Raw genomic sequence first — 19,515 nt, forward strand, 5'->3', positions numbered from 1 at the left:
CTAGTAATTGAAAGGGCAGACAGATGAGAATAATAAGCGGTAAATATAAGTCAAAAAAAATAAACACACTTAAGTCTAGTGATACACGACCAACAAGTGACAAGGTTAGAGAAAGTATTTTTAGTATGCTTGGAGTAGTAGAAGGAGATGTTTTAGACCTATTCGGTGGTACTGGTGCACTAGCAATTGAAGCAATAAGCCGCGGAGGAACCTCTGCAATGATTATAGACGGTGCAAAGGATGCAATTCGTATAATCAGAGAAAACACCGATAGTATTGAGGAACCTATTGAAATATATAGAAATGACTATAGAAGAGCACTGAAGGCGATGAGTAAAAGAGAGAAAAGTTTTAATCTAATATTTCTAGATCCACCATATAGAAAGAAATTAGTGGATAAGAGCTTAGAGATAATTAAGTCAGAAAGTTTACTCAAACCCAACGGTAGAATTGTCGTTGAAACTTCTGCTGACGAAACTGTGAATATTGATGGCTTCAAACAAATTAAAACACACACTTACGGCACCATAAAAGTACAATTACTCGAATTGGACAATCATTAGGAGGATATTATGGCGAGAAATAAAGTTGCAGTTGTACCTGGTAGTTTTGACCCGATTACATATGGGCATTTAGATATCATTGAAAGAGCATGTAAAATTTTTGATAAAGTCTATGTATCAGTTTTAAGGAATTCATCAAAACAAGGTCTATTCTCACCGACAGAACGTATCGAACTAATTAAAGGTGTAACAAAACATCTTGATAATGTTGAAATCATCCAGTTTGATGGACTGCTAATCGAATTCTGTCAGCAAGTTCAAGCAGATGCGATTATTAGAGGTTTAAGAGCTGTCAGTGACTTTGAGTATGAGATGCAGTTGACCAGTATGAATAGAAAACTAGATAGTAAAATCGAAACGATGTATATAATGACAAATAATAACTATTCATTCATATCCTCATCTATTGTCAAAGAAGTTGCAAAATACGGCGGCAAAGTCGAAGACATTGTACCGCCGTTAATTGAAGATGCCTTAAAAGAAAAGTTCAAGACTCAATAATTACAGGTGTATTGAAATCATTTTTAGTACCACCTGTAAAAGTGTTATATACTTCCGTAGCTGTCACTTCATGTGATACTAAGCTACGGTTGTTTTTATTTACGTTGGTAATGATTTCAACTTCATCTAACAATTTTAAATGGGCTTGACCGGTCTTATTCATACCAAGCACACGGACACTGTTAGATAACCGATGTTCTTCCATTATTTTGTTTGTAATATTCATGAGGATAGCGATCATTAATCTACTTAGGCGAGTCCATGTATATCGCTTCGTTTTTACTTGACTGATGAAATCACTGTAGCTATGTGATGTTTTAATCTTATCCTTAAGTCGATATTCTAAGCCCTCTGTCATCATGTAAATTTCTCTAAGCTCACTTAAACTTTTAGTTAAAATGATTGTTTTTAACGTTGTAAATACATCTTCGTTTGATGCGAGGTGACTAGACATTATTTCATCAACTAAAGCTGAAGGCATAAATTGTTTTGCATCGTCGATATCATGATTAAATAATGTGCGTCTTATACTTGTGGCACTAGAAAAAGCCTGATTTGATAGTTCTTGATCACTATAATGATTTCCGGTTCTCTTTGTCGTATCAACTTTAATTTTTAAGCCCATTTCTTCTACCGTTTTAATATAAGCGATCCCCAAAGTATTATTCGGTGAGGATAGAAAATCTGACTGACTTAATTCATCCATAGCCCTCGGATAGCTTTTACCAGCTCTTAATAAGTCATGGAATGCTTCAGACTCACTTAAATCGTTGGATTCTTTAGCAGCTTTACTCAAGCCGATGATGTCACCTGACTCACTGCCAAACACCAAATCTGTAGCGCCCATCAAACTGGCTATATGAACACCACCTCTGGCAAAATCATCGGCAAAACTTACCGCATTTAAAAATGGTAGCTCACAGACGAGGTCTACATGTTTTAAACATGCTTTAGTACGGGTGAACTTATCTGTAATTGCTAGCTCACCTCGCTGAGTGAAATTTCCTGACATTATCGCAATAGTTACATCAGGATTTACGAGTGCCTTGGCACTTTCTATATGATAAATGTGACCATTATGAAATGGATTATATTCTGTAATTAATGCTAAAATTCGCATACAAAACCCCCCGGAAAATGTTATACTTAGTGTACCAAAATATTGAGCATTTAATAGTGATTTGTTAAGAAATAAACTTGACACTTTTTCTTTATAATTGTACAATATCTGTTGTGCTCATAAGAGGTGGAATTATATGAAATGGTCACTTTCCCAGTTAAGAAAGTATACCAATGACAAATTCACTTTTAATGAAACTGTCCAAATAGACAAGTTGTATGATCGAGAAGACATATTAGCGATTGAAGATATAAATGTATCTGCTAGTATGCTTATAGGGACTCAACGTATAAACGTTGATTTACTTATATCTGCCACTGTTAAGATGATCGACAGTCGGACTGGTAAAGTAGTAGATTACCCGCTTGAAGTACAATCCGTTGAAGTGTTCGATGAGAACCTTGATGATGAGGAAATTGAAGATGACAATCTACACGCAGTCGATCATACGATTGACTTAGAACCGATTGTTAGAGAATTAATTATCGTCAATTTACCGACAGTTTATACTGAGAGTGATGAACTACCCGGGTCATCAGGCGCAAGTGGTTGGACAGTACTAGAGGAAGCGGAGGCTGACAGTGAAAAACCTGCAGTTGATCCGAGATTACAAAAACTAGAAGCTTTAAAGCTGAACGATGAGGAGGAATAATAATGGCAGTACCTAAAAGAAGAACTTCTAAAACACGTAAAAATAAACGCCGTTCACACATGAGAATTTCAATGCCAGGTATGGTAGAATGTCCAAACTGTGGTGAGGCTAAATTAGCACACCGCGTATGTAAAGAGTGTGGCAGCTACAAAGGTGAAGAAGTCGTAGCTAACTAAGATAAGTTAAAAAAAGACCTGGAAATCAATTAAGATTTCCAGGTCTTTTTTTATTGTGGGTACCACATTAGAGATTCGTCTGCTAGATCACGTTCAATATCGTAATCGTGCCCTTGAAAGTTATGTTTTTCGAAGAACTTTCTAGAGTTTTCAAAACGACTAATTGCTTTAATTGGTAAATTAAAAGACTTAGCGTAGTCAATCATAGCACTTCCAAAACCACGACCCTGGTATTTTTCAAGAACCTCTAATTTCCAAATTACCAGGTAGTCACTCGTATCTTCATCTATTGGATGATCAGTATCTTCACGGCGATATAAACACATAAGCGCTGCTAGCTCATCACCCTGGTAAATACCGTAGAATGGTGAGTCGATATTCGCGTCGATTACATTAGCTTCAAGCTCATTCATCATATGTAATTCCTGAGAACCATATTCTCTAAATTTCTTAAACTCTTCCGCTGTTTTGTAGTTGATTGCTAAATTATTTACTTTTACCATTTTTAAAACGCCCCTTTTCTCTTAAGTATATTCATAATTTTTAAGCCGTTCAATTGTTTTATATTTAAATAAATTTTATACTTTTAATAACGATATGTTGAGGAGAAATATATATGCGATTTGAGACTGTAGATCAAGCTGTAAAAGCAGCTGGTAATAAAGACAAGAAACAATTTTATAGTAGTTTATCGTACAATAAAAATGATATAGATACCATTTTTGATAGCCCCAACCATGCACACACAGAAGCACTAGCTGATCTTATTGAAGCCGATATGGCACAGTACGGTTTAAGCGATGCTCAAAGGGGTAACCTAAAGCGCCTTAGAGAAGGCAGAAAAGTTGTTATCGGTGGTCAACAGGCTGGTTTATTTATGAGTCCATCATATATCATACATAAAATTATTTCACTCTTAATTGTAACTAATGAGTTAAACACAGTGCATAACAAAGAAGCTGTACCCGTTTTTTGGGTTGCTGGTGAAGACCATGATTTTGAAGAAGTGAATCATACTTTTGTTTACGACAGTTACTACAGAAGACGGGTTAAAATTTCCTATAAACCAAACTTGAGTGTACCGATGAGTGTGGGTTTCTATGAGTATGATAAGAATGCGATGAAGGAAAGTTTGAATAAACTAGTGGCTTACCTAGGTGATTCGACTTATGTAACTGAATTAAAAGAGTCGGTCAGTCATCAAATAGAGCGATGTACAAGCTGGACTGAACTTTTTCATTCACTGGTACATGAAACCTTTAAATCGCATGGACTTATCATTTTTAATTCACATCTAAAAGCAGTAAGAGAATTGGAGAAACCGATTCTTAAAAAGATGTTTAAAAATCATCAAGCGATAGATTTAGCATTTAAAGATGGGCAGAAGCAGTATAATGAAGCAATGAAAACGGCGCCGGTTATTAATACAGAAACGACAGTTCATTTGTTTGGTAATGCAGATACTGAACGTGAATTACTCCTCTATAAAGACGGGTCTTATCACTTAGGTGGTAAGACATATAGCCATGATGAGGTACTCGCTTTAATCGAAGAGAAACCTGAAAGTTTTTCCAACAATGTCGTCACTCGACCACTAATGCAAGAAGCATTGTTTAATACTGCTGTGTTTTTAGGCGGGGGAGCAGAGGTTAAGTACTGGGGTGAAATTCACAAAACCTTTGAGGTCATGGATTTACAGATGCCCATAGTTCTAAAACGTATGGAATTTGTTTACCTGGATGAACGGATTCAAAAGTTACTAAATAAGTATGAACTCAACTTTGACGATGCACTCGTTCAGAACATCAATGAATTAAAACGTACTTTAATTGATAATCACACTGATGAAGCACTTTTAAAAGAAGTAGATCATATTAAAGAAACGATAGACGAAGCTTTTGAAGTCTTATACAAAAAGAAGGATGAGTATTTCAATAGTCAGTTAATCGACAGCAATAAGAAACAACATCAACTACAGCTGGATTACTTAAAGAACAGATATAATATTGAAATTAAACGTTCATTAAGGCAAGATCTCCACAATCTTGAAGAATTGAGTGAAAAATTATTCCCAAATGATGTGCTTCAAGAACGTATCTACCACCCATGGCAATTATCTGCTGAATTATGGGATTACTCCCCACTTTCTTACACGGAAAATTTAGTCATAATAAAAAAATAAAAAGGCTCTATATCAAGCGATTTCTTTTAATAAGGGAATCGCTTTTTAATTTTGCAATATTTTTTTGGATTCTTTTTTATAAATTGTGGAGGATTGTGGGGAGATGTGGTAAATTAAATGTATAGCGGGGTGAGATATATGTTCATGGGTGAATATAAACATAATTTAGATACTAAGGGACGCATCATTGTGCCGAGTAAATTCAGAGATTTGCTCAGTGAACAATTCGTCATTACCCGCGGTTTGGACCGTTGTCTTTTCGCATATACGATGGATGAATGGAGCCGAATCGAAGAAAAACTAAAAACTCTACCACTCACTAAAAAAGACGCTAGAAAATTTACGAGATTATTCTTCTCAGGTGCCACAAACGTAGAAATCGACAAGCAAGGACGTATTAATATACCGCAGAATCTAAGAGACTATGCTGGTCTTTCGAAGGATTGCACGGTTATTGGCGTATCGAGTCGCATTGAAATTTGGGACACGGAATCTTGGGAAGATTTTTATACAGAATCTGAAGATAACTTTGAAGAAATAGCAGAAGACTTAATCGATTTTGACCTTTAGGATGTGACACTTTGTTTAATCATACTTCAGTTTTACTAAAAGAAACGGTCGACGGTTTAAATATTAAACCGGACGGTATATATGTGGATGCCACACTTGGTGGGGGCGGACATACTGCTTATCTTATGTCCCAACTGGACACTGGACACATTTATGCTTTTGACCAAGACATTACAGCAATTGAAAATGCGAGTAAGAAATTTGAAGGGTCAAACAAGGTGACTTTAATACACACAAACTTTGAAAATCTAACTTCAGCACTAAAGGAATATGGTGTCACAACGGTCGATGGTATTTTGTACGATCTAGGCGTATCTAGTCCACAACTTGATGTCACAGAACGTGGCTTTAGCCATTCAAAAACAGCACGTTTAGATATGCGGATGGATCAATCACAAGACCTCGATGCCTATGAAATTGTCAATCACTATTCTTACCAAGAATTAGTCAGCATATTCTTTCGCTATGGTGAAGAAAAGTTTTCAAAAAAAATTGCTAGAGAAATAGAACGCCTTAGAGAGATTCAACCTATAGAAACAACGACAGAATTATCAGAGATTATAAAATCTCAAATTCCAGCGAAGTTTAGACGAACAGGCGGGCACCCAGCAAAAAGAATATTCCAAGCTTTAAGAATTGCTGTCAATGATGAACTTGGAGTATTTGAACGTTCTCTTGAACAGGCGATTGACTTATTAAAAAAAGGCGGACGTGTCTCGGTAATAACCTTCCACTCATTGGAAGATAGAATTTGTAAACAAATGTTTGTCGAATATGAAAAAGGCCCAGAACTTCCAAAGAATATGCCGATTATTCCTGAAGGATACGTGCCTTCCTTAAAAAGAGTGAATAGAAAGCCGATTACTGCACAAGGTGAAGGTTTAGAAAATAATCCACGCGCACGCAGTGCAAAACTTCGGATTGCTGAGAAACAAGTATAGGAAGTGTTGACATGGTAGTAGAAAGATATACTGAAGTCCATCCATCCCCTAAGACGACCAGACGCCAGGAGAGCCAAACACATATAAGAAAAAAGGCTAAAGTCGTCGGCATAAAACGATTTGAAATGGCAGTATACATAACGCTAGTTGTTCTGATTGCAGCAGCCTCAGTGTATGTGCTATCTTTAAAAATGGAAGCTCACAACTACCAAAATGAAAAATCATCAATAGAACAATCCATCTCTGTAAAAGATGGTGAAATTAGTGAATTACAAACTGAAGTCACTTATCTTGCTTCCTACGATCGCATATATGAAAAAGCTCAAGAATTGGGCTTAGATCTGAACAATAGCAATGTAAAGGTTGTAGAAAAGTATGGTCAAGAATAAAAGAAAAATCAGCCTGAAGAATATAAAGACCACACCTGGTGCACTCCTGATATATATCGGTATAGGAGTGCTTTTTCTATTGATAATCGGTCAATTTATTAGATTGATGGTGTTTCAAACAATAGATGACGAAGACCTAATCGCACGCGGTGAGGATAAGTATGCTGTTTCTTCAGTCACTGAAGCAGAGAGAGGGGATATTACAGACCGCTCAGGTAATGTCCTTGCGTCAGACATGGAAGCTTATAGACTAGTGTTGATAACGGATGATAATTATCCAAACCATGTATCTAACCCAGAAGAGACAGCATCACTTGTCGCAGAAGTCATAGATACGGAAAAAGAAGAAATACAAGAGCAAATTGAAAAGAGTGTAAAAGAAGGACGATTCCAAATGGAACTTGGACAAGCCGGGCGAAATATTTCTTACAATGATAAGAAGTTTCTAGAGGAGTCTGAAGCAACGGGTCTTGTCTTTGAACCAGAAACAAGAAGGTTTTACCCGAATGGTCAATTTGCTTCTCATTTAATTGGCATGGCGGAATTAAATGAAGAGACGAACGAACTACAAGGTCAGCTAGGTATAGAAAAAATTTACGATGACCTACTAGCTGGAGAAGATGGATCGATTGACTATAACCAAGATGTTTGGGGTTCTATAGTGCCAAATTCTGATAATGTTCAACCGCCGGTTAATGGTAATGACGTTAAATTAACAATTGACTCAAACATTCAACTTTACCTAGAAGATTCATTAAATGATATGGAAGAACACTTTAAACCTGAAGAATTAATGGCAGTTGTCGCTGACGCAGACACTGGTGAAATTTTAGCAAGTGGTCAAAGACCGTCATTTAACCCTGAAACGAGAGAAGGCTTTGGTAACTCTTGGTTGAACATGCTCTATGAATATTCATTCGAACCTGGTTCAACATTTAAAGTATTTGGTTTGGCTGCCGCTATTGAAGAGGGCGTCTATGATCCCAATGAAGTTTATACATCCGGTTCTATGGATGTAATGGGTTCAACTATTTACGACTGGGAAACAAGTGGATGGGGAGACATTACATACAACGAGGGAATGCAGTACTCATCAAACGTATTAATGATGATTTTACAAAATAAAGTTGGCGCCGATAAAATGTTGGAATATTATCAAAAATTTGGCTTTGGTCAAACGACAGGTTCTGAGTTACCAACAGAATCTCCTGGTCAACTTGCATGGGATAATGAACTTCAACAAAAGACCACATCTTTCGGACAAACTTCAACGGTGACTCCAATACAAATGATTCAAGGTATGACTGCTTTATTAAATGAAGGTCAGATGAAGAAACCTTATGTTGTTGACGAGATAACTGATGAAGATGGCGAAGTGGTTTATGATGGCAAGGAAGAAAATGTGAGACAAGTGATTTCCAAAGAAGCTGCGAATAAAACAGTTGAAGAAATGAATACTTTAATCGATGGGTCCTTAGATCATAACTCACAGTACAAATTAGATGATTACGAAGTGACAGGTAAATCAGGTACGGCTCAGGTATATGATCCAGAAACTGGTGGCTACTTAGACGGAGATTATGAATTTTTCACCTCCTTCCTTGGTTACGCGCCAAAGGATGACCCTGAGGTGATCATCTATTATGGTATTAAGCTAGCGAGTGAAAATAAAAGCGAAACTTGGGACAACGGTGTTGCAAGAGGATTTAATCCACTTATGGAAAGAACTTTAAAATATTTAGAAGTATCAAATGCTGATGTATCGGAAGAGCACAGTGTCATTGAAATCGGTGATTATACAGGTAGTGAAATCGATACTCTAGAAGAAGAATTAAATGATACAATTGAAGTAAAAATAGTCGGTGAAGGCACTGAGATTACTGACCAGTATCCTAAGGATGACACACTATTACCATATGACACTTTATTTATTAAAACAGACGGTGAAGCTACTGTTCCGGATATGTCCGGTATGTCTAAGAGAGAAGTATTACTACTTGGTGACTTTATGGGAATCGATGTCTCGGTAAGTGGAGAAGGATATTCCAATGAACAGTCTGTAGAACCAGGAACAGTCATAACTGAGGATACTGCAATAGAAGTAACTCTATCGTCAAATGACCCGAATGATTAAGGAGGACCTATGAATTATATATTTCTTATAGCAGCTTTTGTATTGACTGCTATACTCATCCCATTGTTAATTCCCTTATTAAAAAGAATGAAGTTTGGGCAAACGATACGTGAAGAAGGACCAGAGAGTCACCTGGTTAAAACGGGCACACCGACAATGGGTGGTCTATCATTTATTTCAGTGACTGTAGTACTTTCAATTATTGGGCTTTTCTTTGTAGATGATGTCTACAAATTACTTGTCTTGATTATTGTTACTTTGGGATTTGGTTTAATTGGTTTTGTTGATGACTATATCATTGTAGTTAAGAAGAACAATGCAGGCCTATCCTCTAAGCAAAAATTTATTTTCCAAATTCTTGTTGCGATAATAATTTACATTATAATGATTAACTGGATTCCTGATATTGATGCTGGCATAAGAATTCCAGGAACAGATTTCTTAATCCCACTCGGAGTATTTTTCGTTGTGTGGATTGTCTTCTGGCTAGTTGGTTTCTCAAATGCTGTTAATTTAACTGATGGTTTGGATGGTTTATCGACAGGTACATCCATTATCGCCTTTGGTTCATTCTTGGTCATTAGTTTAATTTTAGGTGAAATGGAAATTGCCCTGTTCCTATTTATATTAATCGGTGGATTAATTGGCTTCCTAATCTACAATAAGTACCCTGCCAAATTGTTCATGGGTGACACAGGGTCATTAGCACTCGGTGGGATTATAGCTATCGTATCAATCATGTTGAATAACAGTCTCTTGTTACTTTTAATTGGCCTAGTGTTTGTCATTGAAACACTGAGTGTCATGATGCAAGTGACATCCTATAAACTGACTGGTAAGAGAATCTTCAAAATGACACCGATCCATCATCATTTTGAATTATCGGGATGGAACGAATGGAAGATTGTTATTGTGTTTTGGTCATTTGGGCTAATTTGTGGTGTTATCGGTGTTATTTTAGGAGTGATGTAAGGTGAAAGATTATAAAGGTTTTGAAAATAAAAGTGTCGTTGTCCTAGGTTACGGTAAAAGTGGTAAGAGCGCTGTTAATGCTCTGGTTACTTTAGGTGCCAATGTAACACTGACTACAAATGAAGTTTTTTCTGATGAAGAGAGCGAACAAAAAATGAATGGATGGGGTGTAGAAATTGTAGATGGGCACCACCCCATACATCTATTAAATGATGCTGATTTCATCGTTAAAAACCCAGGTATACCCTACTCAATTCCATTTTTAGTAGAAGCGACAGAGAGAAATATACCGATTGTTACAGAAGTTGAAATTGCGCATCTGTTAAGTGAAGCACCAATCTACGCCTTAACAGGTACGAATGGTAAGACAACTTGTACTCATCTTTTGGGTGAGATGCTTGAAAACGGCGGATCTCACCCAATTCTGTGTGGTAACATAGGCTATCCAGCAACAGATGCTGCCATGGAAGCAACACCAGATGATACTTTAGTAATGGAACTATCATCATTTCAGCTCCTCGGGACAGAAACGTTCCGACCTAATATCGCAGTGATTACAAATATTTATGAGGCCCATTTAGATTATCATGGTTCAAAAGAAGAATATAAAAAAGCTAAACTTAGAATATTTGAAAACATGACAGCAGATGATCTATTAATCTTTAACAACAACCAAAAAGAATTACTCGAAGGCCAAGATATTTCCTGTCAGGTTCAATACTTTGATATTAAAAACAAGGCAGATGCATACTCAGATGGTGAGTATTTAATTGTACACGATGAGAAAATCATGCCTATAGACGAATTGGTGTTAAAAGGGAATCACAATATTGAAAATATACTCGCTACCTTGCTGGTTGCAAAAGCACATGGAGTGAGTGATGAGGCAATTATTAAAACCTTGCAATCTTTTGGTGGTATACCTCATCGTCTTGAGCGTTTAGGAACGGTCAACGATGTCACGTATTATAATGATTCAAAAGCGACCAATAACTTAGCGACTTCCTTTGGACTCCAAAGCTTTACAACACCAGTGATATGGATTGCAGGCGGATTAGACCGTGGACAATCACTGGAGGATTTAAAGCCTTTTACGGCTCATGTTAAGGAAATTATCACCTTCGGTGAGACTCAAAGAAAATTTGTTGAACTTGCCAATGAACTAGGTATTCAGGTAGAAACAACAATTAATCCAAATTCAGCAATCGCCTTAGCACAAGCACATGCTGTAGCTGGAGATACTGTACTCTTCTCACCAGCTTGTGCAAGTTGGGATCAATATAAGGATTATGAAAGAAGAGGCGATCACTTCAAAGAAGGCTTTAGCCAATTAAAATGATAGGGGGATAGCCGATGTCAGAGAAAGACAACAATGTTGATGATATAAAAGAAAAACTGAAGAAAAAACGTCAAAACACCGAGTACACCGGCTATACCCCGAGGTCATTAAGAAATAAGGATAAGTCTGGTGAAGAAAACAAAGATGTTGAAGTTAAAGTCCCAAAAGATAGTGGGTTAAAAAAAGAGGCTAAAGCGAATCAGTCAGAGAAAGACATAAAATCAACACCGTCTGATGACTTGAAAGTCGAACACTATAAAGATTTTGACAATGATGAGAATGCAAAATCACCGGATACAAAAGAAAAAAGTAATGCTAAAGATCAAGAGAAAAAAACTAAGAAAAAAGAGAAGACGAACAAGATTAAGTCTGACAAGAAAGATAAACCTCCGAGAGAGAAGTTTCAGTTTAAAAGAGTGCATGCTTATATCATTGGTATTGTGGTCTTGGTAATTCTCTTAGGGACTTTGTTATGGTATGTCTTTTCAAGTGCAAGTGATGTAAAAGAAATTACCTTCACTGGTAATAGTATTGTTTCTGAAAGTGAGCTTGAGGAAAGAATTGGTTTTCAAGAAGGTGATAAGATGTTCAGTATCTCATTAGGTAAGGCAAGTGAGAACATCGAACTATTGCCTGTTATTAAAGAAGTCAATGCGAGTCGCGATTGGCCGAACGGCGTTACCATTGATATCGAAGAATATAAAGCAGTAGCCTATATAAATAGTGAAGATCTTTATTTCCCAGTACTTGAAAACAGTAGAATTCAAAGAGGATATCCAAGTGCACCAAGAAATGCGCCCATCATTTACAACTTTGAAGGTGAAGAATTTGATGCTTTAGTAGAGGCATTGAATAATATAGAAGGCGATATTCTAGAAAATATTTCAGAAATTTACTTTAGACCGACAGATAATTCAAGAAGACGGATTCATGTCTTTATGAATGACGGCCAGGAAATTGTTGCTGATTATGAGACCTTTAGTGAAAAGATGAACTACTATATTGGAATTCGTCAAGAAATTGGTGAAGATGCTGAAGGCATTATTGATATGGAGGTCGGTACTAGCTTCTTACCTTACGATAGTGCGGATGCTAGAGAAATAAAAGAAAATATTTATAATGAACCGACAAGTGCAACTTACATTGAAGACATCAATGAATCACTTAATGGCGTACGTGATACACTTTCTGGAATGGACCAAGAAGAAGAATCAGAAACTGCTGAAGAAGCTGAAACAGAATCTTCTGAAGGTGAAGAATCAGCAGAATAATGGATAAAAGTAAACAAATTTTTTGAAATAGTTCACATTAATCAGAGTATAATGTAAACTAGTATTAGTATTATGAAAATGGCTGTGTAGGAGGCAATAAGGTGAAGGAACATTATTATGTTGCCCTTGATATCGGCTCATCCAGTGTCAAAGTAGTTGTCGGAGAAAAATTTCACAATGGTGTGAATGTAATCGGTACCGGCCAAACCTTCACTGATGGAGTTTCTAAAGGGATGATCAATGATTTTGATCAGGCTAAAAATGCAATTATTGATACAATTAAAAAAGCTAAAATTGCTTCTGGTATAGATATCGATGAAGTATTTGTAAAAGTTCCAGTTGCTGATACACGTATCAGATTTACTGAAGATGTCATTCGATTTGGTGGACAGGCGACTGAAATAACCGGTGAACATATTGAAGAGTTACTTGAAAATGTACGTCAAAGTGGTTTTGAGAGTAATGAAGAGGTTGTCAGTGTTTACCCTGTTTCATTTATCGTAGATAGTTTACATGAAGTAAGCGATCCAAAAGATATGGTTGTAGAGGAAAGCCTAGCTGTAAAAGCAGGGGTGGTTACAGCAAATCGTTCATTATTAATCAATCTTGTGAAATGTGTAGAAGCAGCTGGACTGACGATTTTAGATGTTTATTCAGACGCTCTAAACTATCAACACATATTAACTGATGCAGAAATTGAGCTCGGCGCGGTTGTTATTGATATTGGAATGGATCTCACACAATTTGCTTACTATGAACGAGGCGCACTTAAATATGCAAATAGTGTAGCGCTCGGCGGTAGAGATATTACCTTAGATATTGTCGATGAGTTTAACACTTCATATGATGAAGCGGACCAAGCAAAAGAACAATATGGTCACGCATTCTTTGATCACGCGAGTGATGATGAGAAAGTTACACTCAGTCAGTCTGACTCAGATCAACCACTTCAAGTGACATCTAAAGACTTAGCTGATGTAATTGAGCTAGTGATTGAAGATACCTTTATGAGCGTCTTTGAGAACATAGCAGCTAATGGCATTAACAAAGTTCAAGGTGGATTTGTAATCACTGGTGGTACGGCAAACATCAGAGGGGTTAAAGAGCTTGCTCAAGATTTGGTTGCTGAAAAAGTAAGAATTCATATACCAAATCAAATGGGTGCTAGAAAACCCGAATTTTCTAGTGCGATATCCACTTTATCGAGCGGAATTATGTTTGATGAGTTGCTGGATTATGTTACAATTGATAATTATGATGACTATCCTGAAGCATCATCGGATAATGAAGAAAATGAAGTACAGGAGGAGCAGTCAACGAACTTCTTTACTAGCCTTTTCAATAAGCGTAAAGAAGAGAATGAACTGCAAGTCAATCGTGATGAAGAAGCAGCAGTTGAAGTAGAGCGTCAAAGAGACGAAGATGACTATGACTACCCTGAAGAAGAAAATTCTTACGATAGGGAAGATGATTACATCGCTGATGATGATTATGAAGATTACGAAGATGACCAAGAGGAATCAAGGCGATCTTCAGAGTCAAAAGAAGCCAAAGAAGAAGGCAATATTGGCGGTAAAATGAAAAAAATACTGAAAAACTTATTTGAGTAGAAGTACATTTGGGAGGAAAGATTAATGTTAGAATTTGAACAAGGTTTCAACCACATGGCAACGTTAAAAGTTATCGGTGTTGGCGGCGGCGGTAATAACGCTGTTAACCGTATGATCGATGATGGCATGTCCAATGTTGAATTCATTGCAATCAATACTGACGGACAAGCATTGAATTTATCTAAAGCTGAATCAAAAATCCAAATCGGGGATAAATTAACACGCGGACTTGGTGCCGGTGCAAACCCTGATATAGGTAAGAAAGCTGCTGAAGAATCACGTGAACAAATTGAAGACGCAATCCAAGGTGCGGATATGGTCTTCGTAACGGCAGGTATGGGCGGTGGAACAGGTACTGGTGCTGCACCAGTAGTTGCAAAAATCGCTAAAGAAATGGGTGCCTTAACAGTGGGTGTTGTAACTCGCCCATTCTCATTCGAAGGACGCAAGAGACAAACGCAAGCTGCTGCTGGTGTTGAACAAATGAAAGCTGCAGTCGATACGTTAATTGTCATCCCAAATGACCGTCTATTAGATATCGTTGATAAATCTACTCCAATGATGGAAGCATTTAAAGAAGCAGATAACGTTCTTCGTCAAGGTGTACAAGGTATTTCAGACCTTATCGCTGTAAGCGGGGAAGTCAACTTAGACTTTGCTGACGTTAAGACAATCATGCAAAACCAAGGTTCTGCATTGATGGGTATCGGTATTTCATCAGGAGAAAACCGTGCGGTAGAAGCTGCTAAAAAAGCAATTTCAAGTCCATTACTTGAAACTTCAATCGTTGGTGCACAAGGTGTCCTAATGAATATCACTGGTGGAGAATCACTATCACTCTTTGAAGCACAAGAAGCTGCAGACATCGTTCAAGATGCTGCTGACGAAGATGTAAATATGATTTTTGGTACAGTGATTAACCCAGAACTTGAAGATGAAGTGGTCATTACTGTAATTGCAACAGGATTTAATGAAAAATCAATTCAGCGTTCAAGTGAACGTCCTGAAGTATCTGAAAACAATACTCAAACACGTGGTGGAGGTTCAAACTTCAGTCAGGGTACTTCATACAATCAAAGAGACATCGTAGAAGAAGATACACTTTCACAATCTAACGATCGATTTGATGATAGAGGCAAAGATGAGCCAGATGTTCCAACTTTCTTAAAAGGTAATAGTTCTAGAAGAGAAAGACGCAGAAGATAAGCGAATTTTGATAGATTTTAAAGGAGATATTGGCAGCCCAATGTCTCCTTTCTTTATAGGTGGGGTTTACTGTGATTGATAATTTTTCTTTTAGACATTTCGATAATTTTGTTGGCTATGTAACTGACGAACTCACACTGGGTTATACAAAACGTGTGGATGGTTTCAGTGAATATCCTGAAAAAAGTTTTAATATGGCACTTTACATCGATGATGAAGAGAATAATGTCCACCGCCATCAGGATATATTAGGTGAAAAAATTGATTTCCCTGTAGAAAATTGGGTCTTACCTATTCAACGTCACGGCGGTAACATTAGAGAAGTTAAGTTAGTTGACCGAGGAACCAATATTAGATCACTCAGTGAGTCATTTTATGATGTAGACGGTGTCTATACTTATGATAGAGATGTTCTGTTAACGATGAACTATGCGGACTGTATTCCAGTCTATGTATGGAGTGAATTGGATGACTTTATTGGTTTAGCTCACGCGGGTTGGCGTGGGACACAAGCCCATATTACTAAAAAGCTAATCGAAGCTTATAAAGGTAATATAGAGAACCTTAGAGTTGTAATTGGTCCAGGTATTAACAAGGACAATTACGAAGTGGACGACAAAGTTATCGATGCACTTAGCCCCTTATCAACCGAGTCATATAGCCAGACATCTACAGGTTATTTATTAGATTTAAAAAATGTGAATAGTGAACAAGCTCAGCATGCAGGAATTGATTCAAACCATATTCACGTGACTGATTTTGGCACAGAAGAAGCGGACTTTTTCTCCTATCGGTTAGAAAAAGGGAAAACTGGTCGTGCACTTGCTTTTATTGGAAGGAAGCGTAAAGATGATTAAGGAAAATTACGAACAGATTAGAAATGAAGTTGGCGATGGTGTGAATATCATTGCCGTGACGAAATATCATAGTGTAGAGGAAACACTTGAAGCTTATAATAGTGGGGTGCGTCATTTTGGTGAAAATAGGGTAGAGGGCTTTATAGAGAAAAGAAAAGCCTTACCTGAAGACGCTGAAGTTCATTTCATAGGTACGATGCAATCCAGAAAAGTTAAAGATGTGATTGAAAATTTAAACTATCTCCATTCACTTGAGAGAGAAAGTGTTGCAAAAAAAATTGAACAGGCAGCACATCATGTTGTAAACTGTTTTATACAGGTAAATGTGTCCAATGAATCTTCTAAGCACGGGATCGCACCTGAAGCTCTTGAGGATTTTTTAGAGACCCTACAAGCCTATGAGTATGTCAATGTCATCGGATTGATGACGATGGCGCCAGCAACAGAAGACCAAGCTGTAATTGATGATACATTTAAAGGTTTAAGAGACTTAAGAGATCAAGTTCAAGTTAAATATCCAACTGTCACTGAGTTGAGTATGGGTATGAGTAACGACTATCCTAGCGCTGTAAGTTTTGGTGCGACTTTTATACGCATTGGGAGTAAAATAATGGGGAACTAGGTGATTATATGGCTATTACAAAGTTTATAAAGGACTTATTTGTCGTCGATGTTGAAGAAGAGGTACCAGTTCAAAAAGAACAATCTTCAGTATCGAAAGTTACTAATCTTAAGACTGATAAACAGAACAATAGTCGTCACAAAGCGGCGGCAGAGAAGAGAAAACCTGAAACCAAATCTAAGTTGATTGATGTCAAAGACAGCGATAAGAAAGAAAAAATGATTCAATCGAAAAGAAAGCAAAGTCATCAAGGAAAATTTGAAGATAGGTCACAATCGAACCGCGGGGAGAATCGTGCAATGTCAGCAAATAATCAAAGTACAAAAGTCTGCTTATTTGAACCAAGAGTGTTTGCAGAAACACAAGATATTGCAGACGAATTAAAAAGTAACCGAGCAGCACTTGTGAATTTAACGAAGATTGATAGTGTGGCTAAGAAGCGAATTGTGGACTTTCTAAGTGGTACGGTATATGCTTTGGAAGGTGATATTCAAAGAGTCGGCACTGATATCTTTTTATGTACACCAGACAGCTTTGGTGTTGAGGGAGAAATCTCCGACAAAGAAGCACTTTTCGATGAAATGTAAGGAGAATATATTTGGATAATTCATTACTAATACAAATACTTATTTATATCGTCCAGTTTTTTAATTTTGTTTGGCCGATATTCACCTGGGGACTTATTATTTATATATTATCCTCATGGTTTCCAGCTTTACGAGAGTCTGCATTTGGAGAATTTCTAGGTAAGGTCTATGAGCCACTCTTAGAACCATTTAGAAAACTTATTCCACCACTTGCTGGCATGATTGACCTATCTCCAATAATTTTAATTATCATTTTGAATTTATTCGGACGAGGCATGAATGAAATATTCCAAGTCATCTTTTCTTGGCTTGCTTAAGAGTGTAATAGAATGTAGGACTTGTACCCGCGCTTGTTTATAAATCTAAGCGCGGGTCATTATATTTAAGGTGTGATCTGATTGAAAGGCATAATGCAACATTTTAGAAAGGACGAGCATGAAATGCTCTCACTTTTAAATAGTAAATTTGAGACAGCTGACCGTAATTATTATGCTGTTGTCACGGATTTTTTAAATCCGAGAGAAAGAAAGATGGTCGAGAGCTTAAGTGGTTCATTTCCTGATATAAAAGTAGAATATTACGGAGGGGGTAATAATGAGGAACGCGAAAGAATGCGCGCCTTGTTATCACCAGAGTTTATAGAAATCACTTTAGACGACTTTGAAATTATGGTGTTTGAAGTCTCCTATCCAGAAAAATTTGTAACTTTAAGTCATAGAAATATATTGGGTGCAGTGATGAATTTAGGATTGGATAGAGGGATTATTGGCGACATCATAGTTGGTGAAAAAATACAATTTGCGGTATCATCACCATATAAGGACTTATTTATTAACGAGTTAACAAAAATAAAAAATGCACCAATATCCTTAAAAGTTATACCGCATCAGTTGTTTCAAGATAACAGATTGACTGTTAAACATGTATCTATAATGTCTAGTTCATATCGGCTTGATACTATCGTTTCACATGTTTTAAAAGAGGGAAGAGCAAAGTCTAAAGAAAGAGTACAAAAGGAAAAGGTGAAAGTGAATCATTCGATTGTCGATGAACCATCCTTTATAATAGAATCTGGTGACATCATATCAGTTAGAGGTTTCGGACGTTTTATAGTCTCTGAGCAACTCGCTGAAACTAAAAAAGGAAAGTATAAAGTTGATGTTAAGATTGTCACTGATAATTGAGGTGTAAAAATGAACAAAGATGAAATTGTTAATAAAAAATTCACCACGGTCTACCGTGGACTTGATGAACAAGCTGTCAGACAACATTTATCAGAAGTACAAAAGTTCATAGATAGTAAAGATGAACGTATCAGACAACTCGAAGAGATGTTAAATGATAGACAGGAAAATTTAAACAGCTTTAAGAGCGTTGAATCTTCAATAAATGAAGCGATTCTGAGCGCAACAAAAGCAGGTGATGATATTAAACTAAGAGCACAAAATCTTGGGGATAGTATCGTAGAAAAAGCACATAATGAAGCGGCTCAGATTAAAGAAAGAGCAGAACGTGAAGCAACTGAAGCAAGGTCTTATACTGATAACTTAAGAAGAGAAGCAAAAGTATTCAGAGCGCGATATAAAATGCTGATTCAAGCACAACTAGATTTGATCGAAACAGACGATTGGGAGCAAATGTTGAAACTTAATGATGAGAACCTTGACAAACAGTAAATTTACATTGACGAATGAAGAGAAATTTAGCATAATTAGTATGTATTATTAGACACGGAAAGTGTTCATAAGATGTTCAGCGAGCGAGGGAAGGTGAGAGCCTCGACAAACATGAACGCAGTCTATCACTAATGATTTATAATGAAT

The 19,515-nt window shown here is 36.9% G+C and carries 21 protein-coding genes and 1 pseudogene; 20 read left to right on the plus strand and 2 right to left on the minus strand.

All coding sequences use genetic code 11. The features are described 5' to 3' along the window. Positions 1-23: 23 nt before the first annotated feature. Together rsmD and coaD are read left to right on the plus strand one after the other, a co-directional pair. Positions 24-563, plus strand: a complete 540-nt coding sequence (gene rsmD / locus H624_RS0110300; RefSeq protein WP_026867521.1) for a 16S rRNA (guanine(966)-N(2))-methyltransferase RsmD — start codon at positions 24-26, stop codon at positions 561-563. 9 nt (positions 564-572) lie between these two features. Then, complete coding sequence (gene coaD / locus H624_RS0110305) at positions 573-1,064, plus strand: pantetheine-phosphate adenylyltransferase (protein WP_026867522.1); 492 nt, start codon at positions 573-575, stop codon at positions 1,062-1,064. Here the strand turns inward: coaD and H624_RS0110310 are convergent. Beyond that, positions 1,051-2,184, minus strand: a complete 1,134-nt coding sequence (locus H624_RS0110310; protein ID WP_026867523.1) for a nucleotidyltransferase — start codon at positions 2,182-2,184, stop codon at positions 1,051-1,053. The two genes, coaD and H624_RS0110310, sit on opposite strands and share 14 nt — an antisense overlap. Positions 2,185-2,320: 136 nt before the next feature. Here H624_RS0110310 and H624_RS0110315 point away from each other — a divergent pair, with 136 nt between their 5' ends. Both H624_RS0110315 and rpmF read left to right on the plus strand, forming a co-directional pair. Further along, the gene (locus tag H624_RS0110315) at positions 2,321-2,836 is read left to right on the plus strand and encodes a YceD family protein (protein WP_026867524.1); all 516 of its coding nucleotides are present in this window, start codon (positions 2,321-2,323) and stop codon (positions 2,834-2,836) included. 2 nt (positions 2,837-2,838) lie between these two features. Continuing rightward, positions 2,839-3,012, plus strand: coding sequence for a 50S ribosomal protein L32 (rpmF, locus tag H624_RS0110320; protein ID WP_026867525.1), 174 nt, complete (start codon positions 2,839-2,841; stop codon positions 3,010-3,012). Between the two features lie 50 nt (positions 3,013-3,062). On the opposite strand, the gene H624_RS0110325 is transcribed toward rpmF, so the two are convergent. Then, the gene (locus tag H624_RS0110325) at positions 3,063-3,515 is read right to left on the minus strand and encodes an N-acetyltransferase (RefSeq protein WP_026867526.1); all 453 of its coding nucleotides are present in this window, start codon (positions 3,513-3,515) and stop codon (positions 3,063-3,065) included. A 113-nt stretch (positions 3,516-3,628) separates the two neighbouring features. Here H624_RS0110325 and bshC point away from each other — a divergent pair, with 113 nt between their 5' ends. The 16 genes and pseudogenes from bshC to H624_RS12080 all read left to right on the plus strand — a co-directional run bounded on the left by bshC (position 3,629) and on the right by H624_RS12080 (position 19,368). Next, positions 3,629-5,194, plus strand: a complete 1,566-nt coding sequence (bshC, locus tag H624_RS0110330; RefSeq protein WP_026867527.1) for a bacillithiol biosynthesis cysteine-adding enzyme BshC — start codon at positions 3,629-3,631, stop codon at positions 5,192-5,194. A gap of 138 nt (positions 5,195-5,332) precedes the next feature. Next, positions 5,333-5,764, plus strand: a complete 432-nt coding sequence (mraZ, locus tag H624_RS0110335; RefSeq protein WP_026867528.1) for a division/cell wall cluster transcriptional repressor MraZ — start codon at positions 5,333-5,335, stop codon at positions 5,762-5,764. Positions 5,765-5,775: 11 nt separating this feature from the next. Then, positions 5,776-6,705: a 16S rRNA (cytosine(1402)-N(4))-methyltransferase RsmH gene (rsmH, locus tag H624_RS0110340; protein WP_026867529.1), complete on the plus strand. Its 930-nt coding sequence runs from the start codon at positions 5,776-5,778 to the stop codon at positions 6,703-6,705. 11 nt (positions 6,706-6,716) lie between these two features. Continuing rightward, on the plus strand, positions 6,717-7,094 hold the full coding sequence (gene ftsL / locus H624_RS0110345; RefSeq protein WP_026867530.1) for a cell division protein FtsL: 378 nt from the start codon (positions 6,717-6,719) through the stop codon (positions 7,092-7,094). Next, entirely contained in the window at positions 7,081-9,228 is a 2,148-nt protein-coding gene (locus H624_RS0110350) for a penicillin-binding transpeptidase domain-containing protein (RefSeq protein WP_026867531.1), read from the plus strand. Before ftsL ends, H624_RS0110350 begins: the two co-directional genes overlap by 14 nt. Before the next feature lie 9 nt (positions 9,229-9,237). Continuing rightward, positions 9,238-10,200, plus strand: coding sequence for a phospho-N-acetylmuramoyl-pentapeptide-transferase (gene mraY, locus H624_RS0110355; protein WP_026867532.1), 963 nt, complete (start codon positions 9,238-9,240; stop codon positions 10,198-10,200). A 1-nt stretch (position 10,201) separates the two neighbouring features. After that, positions 10,202-11,539, plus strand: a complete 1,338-nt coding sequence (gene murD, locus H624_RS0110360; protein ID WP_026867533.1) for a UDP-N-acetylmuramoyl-L-alanine--D-glutamate ligase — start codon at positions 10,202-10,204, stop codon at positions 11,537-11,539. A 14-nt stretch (positions 11,540-11,553) separates the two neighbouring features. After that, on the plus strand, positions 11,554-12,810 hold the full coding sequence (locus H624_RS12075; protein WP_051220570.1) for a cell division protein FtsQ/DivIB: 1,257 nt from the start codon (positions 11,554-11,556) through the stop codon (positions 12,808-12,810). A gap of 101 nt (positions 12,811-12,911) precedes the next feature. Then, entirely contained in the window at positions 12,912-14,420 is a 1,509-nt protein-coding gene (ftsA, locus tag H624_RS0110370) for a cell division protein FtsA (protein WP_026867534.1), read from the plus strand. Positions 14,421-14,444: 24 nt separating this feature from the next. Then, positions 14,445-15,399 (plus strand): annotated as a pseudogene (gene ftsZ / locus H624_RS0110375) (cell division protein FtsZ); the annotation flags it as partial. Between the two features lie 298 nt (positions 15,400-15,697). Beyond that, positions 15,698-16,483, plus strand: a complete 786-nt coding sequence (locus H624_RS0110380; RefSeq protein WP_156889185.1) for a purine nucleoside phosphorylase YfiH/LACC1 family protein — start codon at positions 15,698-15,700, stop codon at positions 16,481-16,483. Continuing rightward, a complete protein-coding gene (locus H624_RS0110385; protein WP_035857257.1) occupies positions 16,476-17,105 on the plus strand; it encodes a YggS family pyridoxal phosphate-dependent enzyme in 630 nt (209 codons plus the stop codon). Before H624_RS0110380 ends, H624_RS0110385 begins: the two co-directional genes overlap by 8 nt. 8 nt (positions 17,106-17,113) lie before the next feature. Further along, positions 17,114-17,692 carry a cell division protein SepF gene (locus H624_RS0110390; protein WP_026867538.1) on the plus strand — a complete coding sequence of 193 codons (579 nt, stop codon included), beginning with the start codon at positions 17,114-17,116 and terminating at the stop codon, positions 17,690-17,692. Positions 17,693-17,703: 11 nt separating this feature from the next. Beyond that, entirely contained in the window at positions 17,704-18,009 is a 306-nt protein-coding gene (locus H624_RS0110395; protein ID WP_026867539.1) for a YggT family protein, read from the plus strand. Positions 18,010-18,102: 93 nt separating this feature from the next. After that, positions 18,103-18,876 (plus strand): YlmH family RNA-binding protein, encoded by a 774-nt coding sequence (locus H624_RS0110400; RefSeq protein ID WP_245570594.1) that lies wholly within the window; start codon positions 18,103-18,105, stop codon positions 18,874-18,876. Positions 18,877-18,885: 9 nt separating this feature from the next. Then, positions 18,886-19,368, plus strand: coding sequence for a DivIVA domain-containing protein (locus H624_RS12080; RefSeq protein ID WP_035857259.1), 483 nt, complete (start codon positions 18,886-18,888; stop codon positions 19,366-19,368). Positions 19,369-19,515 lie beyond the last annotated feature (147 nt).

It is taken from the genome of Jeotgalicoccus marinus DSM 19772 (assembly GCF_000425825.1).
Taxonomy (GTDB): Bacteria; Bacillota; Bacilli; order Staphylococcales; family Salinicoccaceae; genus Jeotgalicoccus; species Jeotgalicoccus marinus.